The sequence below is a fragment of the Variovorax sp. GW460-12-1-14-LB1 genome (assembly GCF_059423605.1).
On sequence record NZ_JBWKYF010000037.1, the window covers coordinates 1 to 15,375 of the forward strand.

Annotated in this window: 16 protein-coding genes; 13 read left to right on the forward strand and 3 right to left on the reverse strand. The window is 68.2% G+C overall.

Annotated elements, in window-relative coordinates; translation table 11 throughout:
• Nucleotides 1–18: 18 nt before the first annotated feature.
• The gene (locus tag AC07Y4_RS19000) at nt 19–1,101 is read left to right on the forward strand and encodes a glycerophosphodiester phosphodiesterase (RefSeq protein ID WP_495274921.1); all 1,083 of its coding nucleotides are present in this window, start codon (nt 19–21) and stop codon (nt 1,099–1,101) included.
• 29 nt (nt 1,102–1,130) lie between these two features.
• On the opposite strand, the gene AC07Y4_RS19005 is transcribed toward AC07Y4_RS19000, so the two are convergent.
• The 3 genes from AC07Y4_RS19005 to AC07Y4_RS19015 are packed head-to-tail and all read right to left on the reverse strand — an operon-like array spanning nt 1,131 to nt 4,191.
• Nucleotides 1,131–2,042 carry a transglutaminase family protein gene (locus AC07Y4_RS19005; RefSeq protein WP_223301327.1) on the reverse strand — a complete coding sequence of 304 codons (912 nt, stop codon included), beginning with the start codon at nt 2,040–2,042 and terminating at the stop codon, nt 1,131–1,133.
• 60 nt (nt 2,043–2,102) lie between these two features.
• Nucleotides 2,103–3,908, reverse strand: coding sequence for an FAD-dependent 5-carboxymethylaminomethyl-2-thiouridine(34) oxidoreductase MnmC1 (mnmC1, locus tag AC07Y4_RS19010; protein WP_487846835.1), 1,806 nt, complete (start codon nt 3,906–3,908; stop codon nt 2,103–2,105).
• 7 nt (nt 3,909–3,915) lie between these two features.
• On the reverse strand, nt 3,916–4,191 hold the full coding sequence (locus AC07Y4_RS19015) for an oxidative damage protection protein (RefSeq protein ID WP_013541095.1): 276 nt from the start codon (nt 4,189–4,191) through the stop codon (nt 3,916–3,918).
• A 138-nt stretch (nt 4,192–4,329) separates the two neighbouring features.
• Here AC07Y4_RS19015 and AC07Y4_RS19020 point away from each other — a divergent pair, with 138 nt between their 5' ends.
• The 12 genes from AC07Y4_RS19020 (at nt 4,330) to AC07Y4_RS19075 (ending at nt 15,347) form a co-directional block, all read left to right on the forward strand.
• Nucleotides 4,330–5,379, forward strand: a complete 1,050-nt coding sequence (locus AC07Y4_RS19020) for a sulfate ABC transporter substrate-binding protein (protein ID WP_070060843.1) — start codon at nt 4,330–4,332, stop codon at nt 5,377–5,379.
• Between the two features lie 99 nt (nt 5,380–5,478).
• Nucleotides 5,479–6,063 carry an NADPH-dependent FMN reductase gene (gene ssuE / locus AC07Y4_RS19025; protein WP_070060842.1) on the forward strand — a complete coding sequence of 195 codons (585 nt, stop codon included), beginning with the start codon at nt 5,479–5,481 and terminating at the stop codon, nt 6,061–6,063.
• A 122-nt stretch (nt 6,064–6,185) separates the two neighbouring features.
• Complete coding sequence (locus AC07Y4_RS19030; protein WP_487846836.1) at nt 6,186–7,223, forward strand: sulfonate ABC transporter substrate-binding protein; 1,038 nt, start codon at nt 6,186–6,188, stop codon at nt 7,221–7,223.
• A gap of 23 nt (nt 7,224–7,246) precedes the next feature.
• A complete protein-coding gene (locus tag AC07Y4_RS19035; protein WP_095745461.1) occupies nt 7,247–8,206 on the forward strand; it encodes a sulfonate ABC transporter substrate-binding protein in 960 nt (319 codons plus the stop codon).
• A 149-nt stretch (nt 8,207–8,355) separates the two neighbouring features.
• The gene (ssuD, locus tag AC07Y4_RS19040; protein ID WP_487846837.1) at nt 8,356–9,525 is read left to right on the forward strand and encodes an FMNH2-dependent alkanesulfonate monooxygenase; all 1,170 of its coding nucleotides are present in this window, start codon (nt 8,356–8,358) and stop codon (nt 9,523–9,525) included.
• A gap of 8 nt (nt 9,526–9,533) precedes the next feature.
• On the forward strand, nt 9,534–10,385 hold the full coding sequence (ssuC, locus tag AC07Y4_RS19045; RefSeq protein ID WP_487846838.1) for an aliphatic sulfonate ABC transporter permease SsuC: 852 nt from the start codon (nt 9,534–9,536) through the stop codon (nt 10,383–10,385).
• 11 nt (nt 10,386–10,396) lie between these two features.
• Nucleotides 10,397–11,356, forward strand: a complete 960-nt coding sequence (locus tag AC07Y4_RS19050; RefSeq protein ID WP_062470018.1) for an aliphatic sulfonate ABC transporter substrate-binding protein — start codon at nt 10,397–10,399, stop codon at nt 11,354–11,356.
• A gap of 4 nt (nt 11,357–11,360) precedes the next feature.
• Nucleotides 11,361–12,191: an ATP-binding cassette domain-containing protein gene (locus AC07Y4_RS19055; protein WP_095745458.1), complete on the forward strand. Its 831-nt coding sequence runs from the start codon at nt 11,361–11,363 to the stop codon at nt 12,189–12,191.
• Between the two features lie 36 nt (nt 12,192–12,227).
• Nucleotides 12,228–13,517, forward strand: coding sequence for an O-acetylhomoserine aminocarboxypropyltransferase/cysteine synthase family protein (locus AC07Y4_RS19060; protein WP_495274918.1), 1,290 nt, complete (start codon nt 12,228–12,230; stop codon nt 13,515–13,517).
• A gap of 16 nt (nt 13,518–13,533) precedes the next feature.
• Nucleotides 13,534–14,130, forward strand: coding sequence for a malonic semialdehyde reductase (locus AC07Y4_RS19065; RefSeq protein ID WP_447744472.1), 597 nt, complete (start codon nt 13,534–13,536; stop codon nt 14,128–14,130).
• Between the two features lie 52 nt (nt 14,131–14,182).
• Nucleotides 14,183–14,398: a TOBE domain-containing protein gene (locus tag AC07Y4_RS19070; RefSeq protein WP_007829250.1), complete on the forward strand. Its 216-nt coding sequence runs from the start codon at nt 14,183–14,185 to the stop codon at nt 14,396–14,398.
• A gap of 466 nt (nt 14,399–14,864) precedes the next feature.
• Nucleotides 14,865–15,347, forward strand: coding sequence for a rhodanese-like domain-containing protein (locus AC07Y4_RS19075; protein ID WP_487846839.1), 483 nt, complete (start codon nt 14,865–14,867; stop codon nt 15,345–15,347).
• The last annotated feature ends 28 nt before the right edge of the window (nt 15,348–15,375 follow it).

Below are 15,375 nucleotides of genomic sequence, written 5' to 3' on the forward strand. Positions count from 1 at the left end.
GATGGCGATGGCGTTCTCGTGGCGCGCGACCAGCTCGCCGTCCTTGGTGGGCACGAGGTCGGGCTCGATGAAGGTCACCGCGGCGCGCCCGCGCTGCGGCCCGAGCACACGCTGGCCTCGTATCAGCAGGCCATCGACGACGGCGCCGACTTCATCGAGCCCGACCTCGTGCCCACCAAGGACGGCGAGCTGGTCGCGCGCCACGAGAACGCCATCGCCATCGTCAATGCGGCCGGTGAGGTGCTCGAAGCCACGACGAACGTGGCCGAAGTGCCGAAGTTCGCCGACCGCAAGGCCACCAAGGTCATCGACGGCCGCCAGGTCATCGGCTGGTTCACCGAAGACTTCACGCTGGCCGAACTCAAGGAGCTGAGGGCGCGCGAACGCATCCCCGCGCTGCGCCCGGCCAACCGGTCCTTCGACAACGAGTTCCAGGTGCCCACGCTCGACGAAGTGATCCAGCTCGCCAAGGCGCAGTCGGTCATCAAGGGCCGCGTGATCGGCATCTACCCCGAGACCAAGCACCCGACCTACTTCCGTTCGATCGGCCTGCCGCTCGAGAAGAAGCTGCTCGACACGCTGCACAAGTACGACCTCGACAAGGCCGACGCGCCGGTGTTCGTGCAGTCCTTCGAAACCGGCAACCTCAAGGACATCCGCCTGAAGAGCACGGTGAAGATCGTCCAGCTCATCGACGGGCAGGGCGCGCCGTATGACTTGGTGGCGCTGAACGACAAGCGCACGTATGCCGACCTCGTGAAGCCCGAAGGCCTGGCCGAGATCGCGACCTATGCGAACGGCATCGGCCCGGCCAAGGCGCGCGTGATCCCGGTGGTCGACGGCAAGCTCGGCGCGCCGACCACGCTCGTGAAGGACGCGCACGACAAGAAGCTGCTGGTCCACATCTTCACGGTGCGGCCCGAGAACAACTTCCTGCCCGACAGCCTGAAGAAGGCGCCGAAGACCGACCCGACCGTGTACGGCGACACCGCCGGCGAGATCAAGGCGTTCCTCGATGCGGGCATCGACGGCTTCTTTGCCGACAGCGCGGCCACGGCCGTGCCGGCGGTGAAGGCGTACCGCGCGGCGCAGCCGAAGTAAGAAAGTCGAACGGGAAGAGAGCGGGGTGCTCAGCCGCCCTTGCGCCGCTTCACCACCACCGTGGCCTCGAGGCCTTCGTAGGCCTCGGCGTCGCCGTACCAGCTGCCCGAGATGGGCGCCGCCAGCGCGGGGTCGCGCGCCACGCCCACGCGGATCAGCTGGCCGCTGCCCATGAGGTTGTTGGTGGGGTCGAAAGCCAGCCAGCCCGCGCCCGGCAGGTAGGCCTGCAGCCACGCGTGCGTGCTGCCGGCGCCGGTGACCGATTCGCCGGGCGCCTGCCCGGTGGCGTCGTTGTCGAGCGACGCGTCGTAGAGATAGCCCGAGACAAAACGCGTCGCGATGCCGAGACGGCGCGTGGCTTCCATCATCAGCAGGGCGTAGTCGCGGCAGCTGCCGCTGCCCAGCGCCAGCGTCTCCAGCGGCGTCTGCGTGCCTTCCTCGTCGCGCGCCTTGTATTCGAAGCTCTGGCCGATGTGCGCGTTCATGCGCGTGAGCACGTCGCGCGTGCTGTTGGGCTGGTCGGTGTGCAGGAACTGGTGCGCCCAGCGGATCAGCGTGCCGTTGGCGTCGTCGTTGTGGTGCGGGCGCAGGTAGTGCTCCAGGTCCAGGCGCTCCTGCACCGAATAGGCAAAGGGCAGGAACTCGGCCGACGGGTCGAGCGTGAGCAGGTCGCGCTGCGACGGCGGCACGTGCTCGATGGTGAAGGAGCACACGATGCGCAGCTCGGTCGCTTCGCCCAGCGGCTGCACCAGCGCGACGGAGTTCGAGTACGGGTCCTGGATCAGCCGCGTGAGGGCCTGCGGGCTCACCTGCAGGTCGGTGGCGAGCACCCGCAGGTCGTGGCTGTCGCGCGGACGGAACATCACGCGGTGCAAGCCGAAGGTCACCGGCTTGTTGTAGCGGTAGACGGTGGTGTGGGTGATGTCGTACTGGATGGCCATGGCGCGCATTGTGCGGTGCGCGCGTGACCTCGGGTGACGGGAAAGCCAGAACGCGCCGAATCAGTCCGATCCGGGCCAGAGCCGCTGCGTGCCCAGCGCCTTGGCAAGCGTCGCGGGCAAGGGCAGCGGTTCGCCATGCCACTGCGCCGCCAGCAGCTCGGCGCACAGCGTGGCAAAGCTCAGGCCGCGCGAGCCCAGCGCGGTGCAGGCCCACAGGCCCTCGTCGGCGCCCGGGGCCAGCGGGCCGACGAGCGGCCGGCGGTCGCCCGAGGCGCAGCGCACGCCGACCCAGGCGTGCGTGTCTCCGCGTTCGAAGGCGGGCGCCAGCGCGGTGGCGGCGCCGGGATGCAGGCGGGCGAGCCGTTCGCGGTTGGCGAGGCGGTCTGCGTCGGTGGGGGTGAGGTCGGTGCTGTCGCGGTCGAAGGTGGCGCCGATCAGCCACAGCGGCTGCGGTGCCTGGCCGTCGGGCACGCCGGCGATCAGGTGGCCGTCGCCGTTGATGGGGGTGACGGGCAGGGCGGCGGGGTCCGCGCGGCCCCAGGCGACTTGGCCGCGCACGGGTTGCAGCGGCAGGTCGGGCGCGAAGTGGCGGGATGCGAAGCCCGCGGCCACGACGACGCGGTCGGCTTCGGAGAGCAGGGCGCCGGTGTCGTCGAGCAGCTGCCAGTTGCTGTCCGTGCGTGCGAGGCGCGACACATGGCTGTTGCCGCGGAATTCGACGCCCGGTTGGCTCAGCCACGCGGCGATCAGGCGGTGCGGCCGCACCCAGGCCGCGCGCGCATGCCAGAGCGCCGGTGTGTCGGGCGGCAGGCCGGCTGCCGCGAGCCGGTCGGGCTGTGCGGGCCAGGATTCGTTCGGCCCGTCCGTGCTCCAGCCGGGCGGCACGCGCACGTCGCCGTCGGGGCGCCGTTCAAGCGAGCCGTGAGCGCCCCAGTCGCGGCCGGGGTCGAGCCGCTGCGCCAGTTCGGTCCAGGTGGCGCGGATGCCGGCGCGCGTGAGCCGCGACAGCAAGGCGTCGTCGGACGACACATGCGGCGCAAGCAACCCGACCGGCAGGCCTGACGCGCCCGAGGCCGGCGTGTCGGCCGCGTCGAGCACCGTGACTCGCCAGCCGCGCCGCGCGAGGCTGGCGGCGATCGCAGCACCCGCGAGCCCGGCGCCGATCACTGCGCAATGGCCGGGCGCGTCGACGCCTTCGCGCACCGGCTGGCGGCGCCGCACCGTCCAGGCGGGCGCGAACGTGCCACGCAGGCCGGGGCCCGGGTCGAGTTGGAATCCGTTCTGCATCAGCGCATGACGCACCCCGTCGTCGTCGGAGCGGGCTGCGAGGCCGGTACCCTGACGGGCAAAGCGCGACACCGCCTTGAGCGTGTCGGGCGAGGCCATCGCCGAGCCGAAACCGTCGAGGAAGAGGCTGTCGGCCTCGAAGCGTTGCGCGCGCAGCATCGGCTGCAGCTCGCCGATGCACAGCGTGAGCAGTACGCAGCCGTCGTCGAAGGCCAGCCGGTGAAAGCCCGGCAGCAGCCCGCTCCATTGGCGGGCCAGTTCCTCGGCGAGCGGCGCCAGGGCCGGGTCGGCTTCAGCCGCGCGCAGCAGATCGCCGGCCGGCACCGGATGGGCGTCGACCGCGACGTAGTGCAGCAGGCGCGGCCGGTGCGGGTCGGCGCGCCAGGCCTGCCAGGCTGTCAGGAAATGAAGGCCCGGCCCGAAGCCGGTTTCGAGAATCCGCCATTGCGGACGCCCGGACCAGGCGGCGGGCAGGCCGCAGCCGTCCAAAAACACACGGCGCGAAAGCGCCGGTGTGTCGTTGTCGAGGGGAGGGGTGTCGCCGGAGCGCGCGCCGAGCGGGGTGCCATCGGCGGCCACGCCGGACTCAGGCTGCAGGAGGGGGAACGTAGCCTTGCGCCACGTCGGCGCCTTCGCCGAAGAAGTGCTTTTCCATCTGGCGGGCCAGGTACTGGCGGGCGCGCAGGTCGGCCAGGTTCAGCCGGTTTTCATTGACCAGCATGGTTTGTTGCTTGAGCCAGGCGGCCCAGGCTTCCTTGCTGACGTTTTCCCACAGGCGCTTGCCCAGGTCGCCGGGGTACGGCGGAAAGTCGAGTCCTTCGGCCTCTTTGCCGAGCTTGATGCACTGAACCATGCGTGCCATTTGATTGCCTCTTGTGGGGGAAAGCGGTTGCTTAGTTGATTTGGCTATTAAGAACTGAAAACTTGGTCGTTCCAGTTCCTATATGTCGTATTCAGAATACGTGGCTTCATTGATATGCCTTTTTAAGAGCAAGACACCATGAGCCTTCGCCGCGACTTTATCAAGCTTTCCCTGGGTGCCGGCGTGGCCGGTGCCTTGGCCCTGTCGGCATTGCCGTCGTTTTCGCAGGGCGCGGCGGGTGCCAAGGGCCCCGTGACGCTGCTGAACGTGTCGTACGACCCGACCCGCGAGTTGTACGTGGACTACAACCAGGCCTTCGCCAAGTACTGGAAGGCCAAGACCGGCCAGGACGTGAGCGTCAAGCAGTCGCACGGCGGCTCGGGCAAGCAGGCGCGCTCGATCATCGACGGCATCGATTCCGACGTGGCCACGCTGGCGCTGGGCGGCGACATCGACGCCCTGGCCACGCACGGCGGCCTCGTCAAGGCCGACTGGCAAAAGCGCCTGCCGCACAACTCCGCCCCCTACACCTCGACCATCGTGTTCCTGGTGAAGAAGGGCAACCCCAAGGGCCTGAAGGACTGGGACGACCTGGTCAAGCCCGGCGTGCAGGTGATCACGCCCAACCCCAAGACCTCGGGCGGCGCCCGCTGGAACTACCTGGCCGCCTGGGAATTTGCCAAGCGCAAGTACGGCGGTGACGCCAAGGCCAAGGAATTCGTCGGCAACCTGTACAAGAACGTGCCCGTGCTCGACACCGGCGCGCGCGGCTCGACCATCACCTTCGTGCAGCGCGGCGTGGGCGACGTGCTGCTGGCCTGGGAAAACGAAGCCTTCCTGGCGCTGAAGGAATTCGGCCCCGAGAAGTTCGAGATCGTCGTGCCGTCGATCTCCATCCTGGCCGAGCCCAGCGTGGCGGTGGTCGACAAGGTGGTCGACAAGAAGGGCACGCGCGCCGTGGCCGAGGAGTACCTGAAGTACCTGTACTCGGACGAAGGCCAGGACATCGCTGGCCGCAACTTCTACCGCCCGACCTCGGACAAGGCCAAAGCCAAGTACGACAAGCAGTTCCCCAAGCTGACGCTGGTGACCATCGACCAGGCCTTCGGTGGCTGGGCGAAGGCCGACAAGGAGCACTTCGCCGACGGCGGCTCCTTCGACCAGATCTACGCGCCCAAGCAGAAGTAAGCGCAGCTGTTCCGGAATCGATCGCTGGTGGCACCCCGTGGGAGGGCGCCGGGGATCGCTTCGCCCTGAATTTCTCCTGAAGCCCAACGAAAGTTTCTCGTGTCCGTTCTCCTGATTGCTGGCAGCCCCTCGGCCCCGTCCCGCTCCACCGCCTTGCTCGACGCGGTGGGCGAGCGGCTGGCCCAACGCCATGCGCGCATCGAGCGGCTCGCGATCCGCGACCTGCCGGCGCAGGCGCTGCTGCTGGCCGAATGGGCGCATCCGGCCATCGAGCGTGCCATTGCCCAGGTGGCGGCGGCCCGCGTGATCGTGGTGGCCACGCCGGTCTACAAGGCGGCCTACAGCGGCGTGCTGAAGGTCTTTCTCGACCTGCTCTCGCAGAATGCGCTCAAGGGCAAGACGGTGCTGCCGCTGGCCACCGGCGGCAGCCCGCACCACATGCTCGCACTCGACTACGCACTGCGCCCCGTGCTGCAGTCGCTGTCGGCGCGCCACATCCTGCCGGGTGTCTACGCGAGCGATTCGCAGATCGCGCTGACGCCCGAGAACGCCTACCAGGTGCACCACGACCTGGCGGAGCGCCTGAACGAGGCCGTCGAGGTGCTCGCGACCGAAGGCCTGAAGCTGCCGGCGACCCATGGCTTCGAGCCGGTTCCTTTCTCCCGTGTGCGATGTAGCGTTTGACGACCGGGTTCGCTGCTGAACCCGGCCCCGGCCAGACCTCTTTCCGTTCCCCGTTTTTCGAAGCCGCCTGCGCGCGGCCGGAGGATCGCTTTGCCTCACGTTTTTGCACCAAGGAATTCCGCATGAACCCCGTCGCTCCCGAAGACTCCGTGTTCGAAGTCGCGCCGCGCTCTTTCTGGCAGGCGCTGCGCGACCTGGCCATCAGCGCCATCGTCGTCACCGCCATCGCGCTCATCGTGAGCTTCATCTCCGCCGCCTCGGCGCACGCCCAGACGCAGACGAAGGCCAGGGGCGAGCTGCGCATCGGCTACCAGAAGTCGGCCAGCCTGTTCGTGCTGCAGAAGGCGCAGGGCACGCTCGAGAAGAAGCTCTCGCCGCTGGGCTTCGGCGTGAAGTGGGTCGAGTTCCCGGCCGGCCCGCAGCTGCTCGAAGGGCTGAACGTGGGTGCGGTCGACGTGGGCTATGTCGGCGAGGCACCGCCCATCTTCGCGCAGGCTGCCGGCGCCAAGTTCGTCTACTTCGGCTACGACCCGGCCGCACCGCGCGCCGAGGCCATCCTCGTCACCAAGGATTCGCCCATCAAGTCCGTGGCCGACCTCAAGGGCAAGAAGGTCGCGCTCAACAAGGGCAGCAACGTGCACTACCTGCTCGTGAAGCAGCTCGAGAAGAACGGCCTGAAGCTGTCCGACATCCAGCCCGTGTACCTCGCACCCGCCGATGGCCGCGCCGCTTTCGAGAGCAAGAACGTCGACGCCTGGGTGATCTGGGACCCGTTCCAGGCCGCCGCCGAGAAAGCCACCGGCGCCCGCGTGCTGGCCGATGGCGCACCGGACGTGGTCAACAACTACCAGTACTACCTGGGCGAGCGCGGCTTCGTGAAGAAGCACCCGCAGGTGATCGACGCGCTGTTCGCCGATTCGGTGGAGCAGGGCATCTGGCTCAAGAAGAACCTGCGCCAGGCCGCCGAGCTGATCGCGCCGCTGCAGGGCCTGCCGGTGGACGTGGTCGAGCTGGCGCTGCGCCGCTACGAGTTCAACGTGAAGCCGATCACCGCCGCCGTCGCGGCCGACCAGCAGCAGATCGCCGACACCTTCTACGCGCTGAAGCTCATTCCCAAGCCCATCAAGGTCAGCGACGCGGTCGTCACGGCCCAGCCCTGAACAGATTTGAAGGACCCCATTCCATGACCCGCATTGCCATTCCCCGCCGACGCCTGCTGCAGGGCGCAGCCGCCGCCCTCGCGCTGCCGTCGTCGTTCGCCGCCCTGGCGCAGAGCCCCGCGCGCCAGTTGCGCATCGGCCACCAGAAGGGCTACCTGAGCGTGCTCAAGGCCCGCGGCACGCTCGAGAAGCGGCTCGCGCCGCTGGGTGCCACCGTGAAGTGGACCGAGTTCACGGCCGGCCCGGTGCAGCTCGAGGCGCTGAACGTCGGCTCGATCGACTTCGGCGACGTGGGCGAAGCGCCGCCCATCTTCGCGCAGGCCGCCGGCGCGCCGCTGGCCTACGTGGGCGCCACGGTGCCGCGCCCGAAGACCGAGGCGGTGCTGGTGCCCAAGGGCTCGGCCATCCAGACCGTGGCCGACCTCAAGGGCAAGAAGATCGCGCTCAACAAGGGTTCGAACGTCCACTACTTCATCGTCAAGCTGTTCGAGAAGCACGGCCTGGCGTACAGCGACCTGAACCTGGTCTACCTGCCGCCGGCCGATGCGCGCGCCGCCTTCGAAAAAGGCTCGGTCGACGCCTGGGTGATCTGGGACCCGTTCCTGGCCGCCGCGCAGCAGTCGCTCGACGCGCGCATCCTGGCCGACGCCGTGGGCGTGGTCGGCAACCGCGCCTACTACTTCTCGTCGCTCGACTACGTGGCGAAGAACGCCGACGTGCTGGCCGTTGCGATCGAAGAGGTCAACAAGATCGACCAGTGGGGCGCCGCCCACCGCAACGAACTGGCGACCGAACTGTCGGCCATCTGGGGCTTGCCCAAGGCCGTGGCCGACCTGTCGCAAGGCCGCACGGCCTACGGCACGGGCCCGATCACCAAGGCCATCCTGGCCGAGCAGCAGCAGATCGCCGACACCTTCTTCGCGCTCAAGCTGATTCCCAAAAAGATCAACGTGCTCGAAGCCGCCGGCGCGGGGATCGCGTGATGGCCGCCGTGTCGACTGCGCTGCACGAACGCGCCGGCCAGGTGCTGGCCATCACGGCGCGCGCCTGGGGTGTCGTGTCCGCGGCGCGCCGCCTTCCTTTCCTGCTTGCCGTCTGAACGGGCAAGCCAACGAACGATCGAGAGTTTCCGATGCAGATCTTCTGGTTCCTCCCCACGCACGGCGACAGCCGTTACCTCGGCACGAGCGAAGGCGCGCGCGCCGTCGACCTGCCGTACCTGCAGCAGATCGCCGGCGCGGCCGACCACCTCGGCTACGAAGGCGTGCTGATTCCCACCGGCCGCTCCTGCGAAGACCCGTGGGTGATCGCGTCCAGCCTCATTGGCGCGACGAAGAAGCTCAAGTTCCTGGTGGCGGTGCGCCCGGGCCTGCACCAGCCCAGCCTGGCCGCACGCATGGCCGCGACCTTCGACCGGCTCTCGGGCGGGCGCCTGCTCGTGAACCTCGTCACCGGCGGCGACCAGGCCGAGCTGGAAGGCGACGGCGTGTACCTCGACCACGCGGCGCGCTACGAGCAATCGGCCGAGTTCATCCGCATCTGGCGCGAGATCATCGCGCGCAGCCACGAGACCGGCACCTACGACTACGAAGGCAAGCACCTGAGCGTGAAGGGCGCGCGGCTGCTGTTTCCGCCGGTACAGAAGCCCTATCCGCCCGTGTGGTTCGGCGGCTCTTCTGCGGCGGCGCATGACCTCGCGGCCGAGCAGGTCGATGCCTACCTGACCTGGGGCGAGCCGCCCGCGGAAGTGTCCAAGAAGATCGCCGACGTGCGCGCCCGCGCCGAGCGCCAGGGCCGCAGCGTGCAGTTCGGCATCCGCCTGCACGTGATCGTGCGCGAGACCGAAGACGCCGCCTGGAAGGCCGCCGAAGAACTCATCAGCCGCGTTGATGACGAGACCGTCGCGCGCGCCCAGGCCGCCTTTGCGCGCATGGATTCCGAAGGCCAGCGCCGCATGGCCGCGCTGCACGCCGGCGGCGCCAAGCGTGGGCGCGCCGACCTGGAGATTGCGCCCAACCTGTGGGCGGGCGTGGGCCTGGTGCGCGGCGGCGCGGGCACGGCGCTGGTCGGCGACGCCAAGACCGTGGCGGCGCGCATCGAGGAATACGCGGCGCTGGGCATCGACAAGTTCATCTTCTCGGGCTACCCGCACCTCGAAGAGGCCTACCGCTTCGCCGAGCTGGTGTTCCCCTTGCTCTCGCGCAAGGCGAAGACGCAACTCGCGGGCGGCACGCTGAGCGGCCCCTTCGGCGAGGTCGTTGCCAACCTCGACGCGCCCTCCCGACTCGTCTCGCAAAGCTGAGGACACGCATGACCGAACAAGTACAGGAACTGCCGGCGGTGGCGCCGGCATCGAACACCGCAGGGGACGCATTGCGAGGCTTCGGCCTCAACGTCGCGAAGCGGCTCATTCCGTGGCTGGTGCCCGTGGGGCTGATCGTCGTCTGGCAGATCGCCTCGTCGCTGGGCTGGCTCTCGACGCGCGTGCTGCCGGCGCCGCTGGACGTGGTCAAGGCCGCGTGGTCGCTCACCGTGTCCGGCGAGCTCTGGACGCATGTGAAGGTGAGTGCGGGCCGTGCGCTCGCGGGGCTCGCCATCGGCGGCGGTGCGGGGCTCGCGCTGGGCCTGCTCACCGGCTCGGTGAAGTTCTTCGAGACGCTGCTCGACTCCACCATCCAGATGGTGCGCAACATCCCGGCGCTGGCGCTCATTCCGCTGGTGATCCTGTGGTTCGGCATCGACGAATCGGCCAAGCTCTTTTTGATCTCGGTGTCGGTGTTCTTCCCGATCTACCTGAACACCTTCCACGGCATTCGCAACGTCGATCCGCAGCTCATCGAGATGGGCCGCACCTACGGCCTGTCGCGCTGGCAGCTGTACCGTGAGGTGATCCTGCCGGGCGCGCTGTCGTCGATCCTCGTGGGGCTGCGTTTCTCGCTGGGCCTGATGTGGGTGATCCTCATCGTGGCCGAGACCATCTCGGCGCAGGCCGGCATCGGCTACCTCACGATGAACGCCCGCGAGTTCCTGCAGACCGACATCGTGCTCGTGGGCATCCTGCTGTACGCGCTGCTCGGCAAGCTGGCCGACCTGTTCGCACGCGGCCTGGAGCAGTGGTGGCTGCGCTGGCACCCGGGCTACCAGAAGAAGCCGGCGAAGTGAGGGCAGGGCACATGAACCAAATCATCAATCGCCGTACCGCCATTGCGACGCTGGGTGCGCTCAGCGCCGGTGCCGTGCTGGCACAGCAACAACGGCCCGCCACGGTGCGCTTCGGCTACCAGAAGTCGTCCACGCTGATCGCACTGCTGAAGGTGCAGGGCACGCTGGAGAAGCAGCTCGCACCGCTCAACGTCACCCTGAGCTGGCACGAGTTCACCAGCGGCCTGCCGCTGCTGGAGGCGCTGAACCTCGACAACCTGGACATCAGCGCCGACGTGGCCGACACCGTGCCCGTGTTCGCACAAGCGGCCGGTGCGGACCTGACCTTCCTGGCGCAGGAAGCGCCGTCGCCCGCCGCGCAGGCCATCGTCGTGCGCGACGAGTCGCCGCTCAAGACCGTGGCCGATCTCAAGGGCAGGAAGGTCGGCTTTGCAAAGGCGGCCGGCGCGCACTACCTGCTGATCGCCGCGCTCGAGAAGGCCGGCCTGTCGTTCAAGGACATCGAGCCTGCGTACCTCACGCCCGCCGACGGCCGCGCCGCCTTCGAGAAGGGCGCCATCGACGCCTGGGTCGTGTGGGACCCGTTCCTGGCCGCCGCCCAGCGCCAGTCGAAGGTGCGCATCCTGGCCGACGGCGCGGGCATCGCGTCGTACCAGCGCTACTACCTGGCAAGCACCAAGTTCGCGAAGGCGCGGCCCGACGTGCTGCGCGTGGTCTACGCCGAACTCGAGAAGACCGGTAAGTGGGTCAAGCAGCACCCGAAGGAAGCCGCGGCCTTGCTCGCACCCGTGTGGGGGCTCGACGCCCCGACCATCGAGCAGGCCAACAGCCGCCGCAGCTACGCCGTGCGGCCGGTGGTGGCCGGCGGGCTGGCCGAACAGCAGCGCATCGCCGATGCCTTCTTCGCCGAGAAGCTGCTGCCCAGAAAAATCGATGCGCTGAACGTGGCGCTGTTCAACCCCGGGGCCTGAATTCATGAGTGCCGTTCTCAAAGACATCCAACCCCAAGCCATCGCCGGTGGCGTGCGCCTCGAGGCGCGCGGCCTGCACAAGCGCTATGGCGCGCGCGAGGTGCTGCGCAACACGCAGCTGACCATCGAGCCGGGCCAGTTCATCGCCATCGTGGGGCGCAGCGGCTGCGGCAAGAGCACGCTGCTGCGGCTCATCGCGGGCCTCGAAGAAGCCACCTCTGGTGGCCTGTACACCGACGGCAAGGCCGTGAGCGGCCTGCACGACGACACGCGCATCATGTTCCAGGAGGCGCGCCTGTTGCCCTGGCGCCGCGTGCTCGACAACGTGACGCTGGGCCTGCCGAACGACGCCAAGGCGCGCGGCAAGGAAGTGCTGGCGCAGGTCGGCCTGGCCGACCGCGAGAACGAATGGCCGGCGCGCCTGTCGGGCGGGCAGCGCCAGCGCGTGGCCCTGGCGCGTGCGCTGGTGCACCACCCGCGCCTGCTGCTGCTCGACGAGCCGCTGGGCGCGCTCGACGCGCTCACGCGCATCGAGATGCACCGCCTCATCGAGAACCTGTGGCAGCGCCACCGCTTCACCGCGCTGCTGGTGACGCACGACGTGCAGGAAGCCGTGGCGCTGGCCGACCGCGTGATCCTCATCGAGGACGGCCGCATCGCGCTTGACGAGAACATCGCGCTGGCGCGTCCGCGCTCGCAGGGCGACCCGGCCTTTGCCGCGATCGAAAAACGAATCCTCGACCGGGTGCTGCAGAAGTCCGAAGAGACCGATGTGGAAAGCACCGATGCCAGCTGGCTCACGCCCCAGGCCCACGCCCTGCGCTGGGCGATCTGAGTCGTTTCATCCATTCCCCCTTTGAAAGGCAGTCGCATGTCGCAGAACTGGAAATTCGAAACCCTGTCGGTCCACGCCGGCTATTCGCCCGAACCGACCACCCGCGCGGTCGCGCCACCGATCTACCAGACCGTGGCCTATGCCTTCGACAGCGCGCAGCACGGCGCGGACCTGTTCGACCTGAAGGTGCCGGGCAACATCTACACCCGCATCAACAACCCGACGCAGGACGTGCTGGAACAGCGCGTGGCCGCGCTCGAAGGCGGCATCGCGGCGCTGGCGCTGGCCTCGGGCCAGGCGGCCGTGACCTACGCGATCCAGACCATCGCGGAGGCCGGTGACAACATCATCAGCAGCACGGCGCTGTACGGCGGCACCTACAACCTGTTCGCTCACACACTGCCGCAGTTCGGCATCACCACGCGCTTCGCGGACCACCGCGACCCGAGCAGTTTCGAGGAGCTGTTCGACGAGCGCACCAAGGCGGTGTTCGTCGAGTCGCTGGGCAACCCGGCGGGCAACGTGACCGACATCGCGGCCATCGCCGAAATTGCGCACCGCCATGGCGTGCCGCTCATCGTCGACAACACCGTGCCCTCGCCGTACCTGAGCCGGCCCATCGAGCACGGCGCCGACATCGTGGTGCATTCGCTCACCAAGTACCTGGGCGGCCACGGCACCAGCATCGGTGGCGCCATCGTCGATTCGGGCAAGTTCCCGTGGGCCGAGCACAAGGAGCGCTTCAAGCGCCTGAACGAGCCCGACGTGAGCTACCACGGCGTGGTCTACACCGAGGCACTCGGCCCGGCCGCCTACATCGGCCGTGCGCGCGTGGTGCCGCTGCGCAACACGGGCGCGGCCATCTCGCCGTTCAACGCTTTCCTGATCCTGCAGGGCATCGAGACGCTGGCGCTGCGCATGGACCGCATCAGCAGCAATGCGCTGGCGGTGGCGCAGCACCTGAAGCAGAGCAAGGCCGTCAACTGGGTGAACTACGCCGCGCTCGAAGACCATGCCGACTACCCGTTGGCGAAGAAGTACTTCGGCGGCAAGTCCAGTGGCGTGCTGACCTTCGGCATCGGCGCGGGCCGCGAGGGCGGGGCGAAGTTCCTCGATGCGCTGAAGCTCTTCACGCGCTTGGTGAACATCGGCGATGTGCGCTCCCTGGCCACGCACCCTGCATCGACCACGCACCGGCAGCTGTCGCCCGAAGAGCTGGCAAGGGCCGGCGTCACGGAAGACACGGTGCGCCTGTCGGTGGGCATCGAGCACATCGACGACCTGATCGCCGACCTCGACCAGGCCCTGGCCGCCGCATCGAACTGACACAGCGTTCCAAGAAATGACCACATTGCAAGCCATTCCTGACGCCGCGCTGGACCAGCTGTTTCGCAAGGCGCGCACCGTGCACGCCTTCAAGCCGGTGCCCGTGACCGACGCGCTGATCCACCAGCTCTATGACCTCGTGAAGTGGGGCCCGACCGCTTACAACGCCCAGCCAGCCCGCTACGTGTTCGTGCGCAGCGAAGAGGCCAAGGCGAAGCTCAAGCCGGCGGTGTCGGCGGGCAACACCGCGCAGACGCTGCAGGCCGGCGTGACGGTGATCGTGGCGCACGACACGCGCTTCTACGAGCACCTGCCCACGCAGTTCCCGGCCTACGACGCCAAGCCCTTCTTCGAGAAGAGCGCCGAAGCCGCGCAGGCCACGGCCTTTCGCAACAGCAGCCTGCAGGGCGCCTACCTGATCCTGGCGGCGCGTTCGCTCGGGCTCGACGCGGGGCCGCAGTCGGGCTTCAACGCCGACCTGGTCGACAAGGCCTTCTTCCCCGACGGCCGCTATCGCGCGAACTTCCTCGTCAACCTCGGTGTGGCCGACCACGCCGGCACCTTTGAGCGCGGGCCCCGGCTGGCGTTCGACGACGTGGCCGAGATCGTCTGAGCGTCGGCCGTTTTCACTCACAACCCCTGTCAACCCTGAAAGAGAAATCACCATGTCCATCCAAGCCATCAACGTCCGCAACCAGTTCAAGGGCAAGGTCCGCGAGATCATCCGCGGCGACGTCGTCTCCGAAGTCGATGTCGAAACCGCCTGGGGCATCGTCACCTCCGTCATCACCACGCGCTCGGTCGACGAGCTGCAGCTGAAGGTGGGCTCCGACGTGGTCGCACTCGTGAAGTCGACCGAAGTTTCGATCGCCAAGCTCTGACGGACCCTCGGGCTTTGCGATTCCCCGGTGCTGTTTTGGTGCCGGGGTTTTTCACGTCTGGTGGTTCAGGGCGCGTGCCCAGGCCACCGGGTACTTCCCTCCGCGAATGTCCCCCGCCTTCGGCTCCTCCTTGATTTCGCTGCGGGAAGCACCCAGTGTCCTGAGCACACCGGGCGCTGTCGTTGTGCTCGCCGATCAACGACCGCTGCGCATGACGCTCACGTCGATGGGGTGCCTTGCGCAGCGAAATCAAGGAGGAGCCCGAAGGGCGGGGGACATTCGCGGAGCAAGGTACCCCGTCGGCGGGAGCGTTGCCCTGAAGCACCCACGCCCAGCACCCCATAGATCACAAGGTTGTTAAGAATCGACTTTTGAGTCGTTTGACCTTGGCCTTCGCACTCCTACAGTGGTGGTTATCGCCATCAAGGAAGATGGAATGACCAACGTACAACAGGAGCCGAACCGCATGTCCGTGGAAGTTGAAGACGTCATCGCCTTGCCGCCCGCCCTCGAACAGGCGCGCGCTCAAGCCATCGAAAAGAACTGGCCCTACGCCGGCGGCGTGACGCCCCCCGTGGCCTGGCAGCTGGTGCAGGACGGCCACGCCCTGCTCGTGGACGTGCGCTCCGGCGAAGAACGCAAGTTCGTCGGCCACGTGCCCGACAGCCTGCACGTGGCCTGGGCCACAGGCACCGCGCTCACCCGCAACCCGCGCTTCGTGCGCGAGCTCGAAGCCAAGCTGGCCAAGGACGGCGGCAAGGAAGCCGTGGTGCTGCTGCTGTGCCGCAGCGGCAAGCGCTCCGCATTGGCGGCCGAAGCCGCGGCCAAGGCCGGCTTCACGCAGGTGTTCAACGTGCTCGAAGGCTTCGAGGGCGAGATCGATGCGCGGCAGCATCGCGGCGGGTCCGACGGCTGGCGTTTCCATGGCCTGCCGTGGGTGCAGGACTGAACCCACACCGATAGAAACACACGGGAGG

What these genes read in the sequence shown, in the direction of transcription:
- AC07Y4_RS19030 (WP_487846836.1), top strand. Translation starts at nt 6,186, where the DNA reads ATGAACCCCGTCGCTCCCGAAGACTCCGTGTTCGAAGTCGCGCCGCGC.
- AC07Y4_RS19075 (WP_487846839.1), top strand. Translation starts at nt 14,865, where the DNA reads ATGTCCGTGGAAGTTGAAGACGTCATCGCCTTGCCGCCCGCCCTCGAA.
- ssuD (WP_487846837.1), top strand. Translation starts at nt 8,356, where the DNA reads ATGCAGATCTTCTGGTTCCTCCCCACGCACGGCGACAGCCGTTACCTC.
- ssuC (WP_487846838.1), top strand. Translation starts at nt 9,534, where the DNA reads ATGACCGAACAAGTACAGGAACTGCCGGCGGTGGCGCCGGCATCGAAC.
- AC07Y4_RS19065 (WP_447744472.1), top strand. Translation starts at nt 13,534, where the DNA reads ATGACCACATTGCAAGCCATTCCTGACGCCGCGCTGGACCAGCTGTTT.
- AC07Y4_RS19050 (WP_062470018.1), top strand. Translation starts at nt 10,397, where the DNA reads ATGAACCAAATCATCAATCGCCGTACCGCCATTGCGACGCTGGGTGCG.
- AC07Y4_RS19060 (WP_495274918.1), top strand. Translation starts at nt 12,228, where the DNA reads ATGTCGCAGAACTGGAAATTCGAAACCCTGTCGGTCCACGCCGGCTAT.
- AC07Y4_RS19070 (WP_007829250.1), top strand. Translation starts at nt 14,183, where the DNA reads ATGTCCATCCAAGCCATCAACGTCCGCAACCAGTTCAAGGGCAAGGTC.
- AC07Y4_RS19035 (WP_095745461.1), top strand. Translation starts at nt 7,247, where the DNA reads ATGACCCGCATTGCCATTCCCCGCCGACGCCTGCTGCAGGGCGCAGCC.
- AC07Y4_RS19015 (WP_013541095.1), bottom strand. Translation starts at nt 4,191, where the DNA reads ATGGCACGCATGGTTCAGTGCATCAAGCTCGGCAAAGAGGCCGAAGGA.
- AC07Y4_RS19005 (WP_223301327.1), bottom strand. Translation starts at nt 2,042, where the DNA reads ATGGCCATCCAGTACGACATCACCCACACCACCGTCTACCGCTACAAC.
- AC07Y4_RS19055 (WP_095745458.1), top strand. Translation starts at nt 11,361, where the DNA reads ATGAGTGCCGTTCTCAAAGACATCCAACCCCAAGCCATCGCCGGTGGC.
- AC07Y4_RS19020 (WP_070060843.1), top strand. Translation starts at nt 4,330, where the DNA reads ATGAGCCTTCGCCGCGACTTTATCAAGCTTTCCCTGGGTGCCGGCGTG.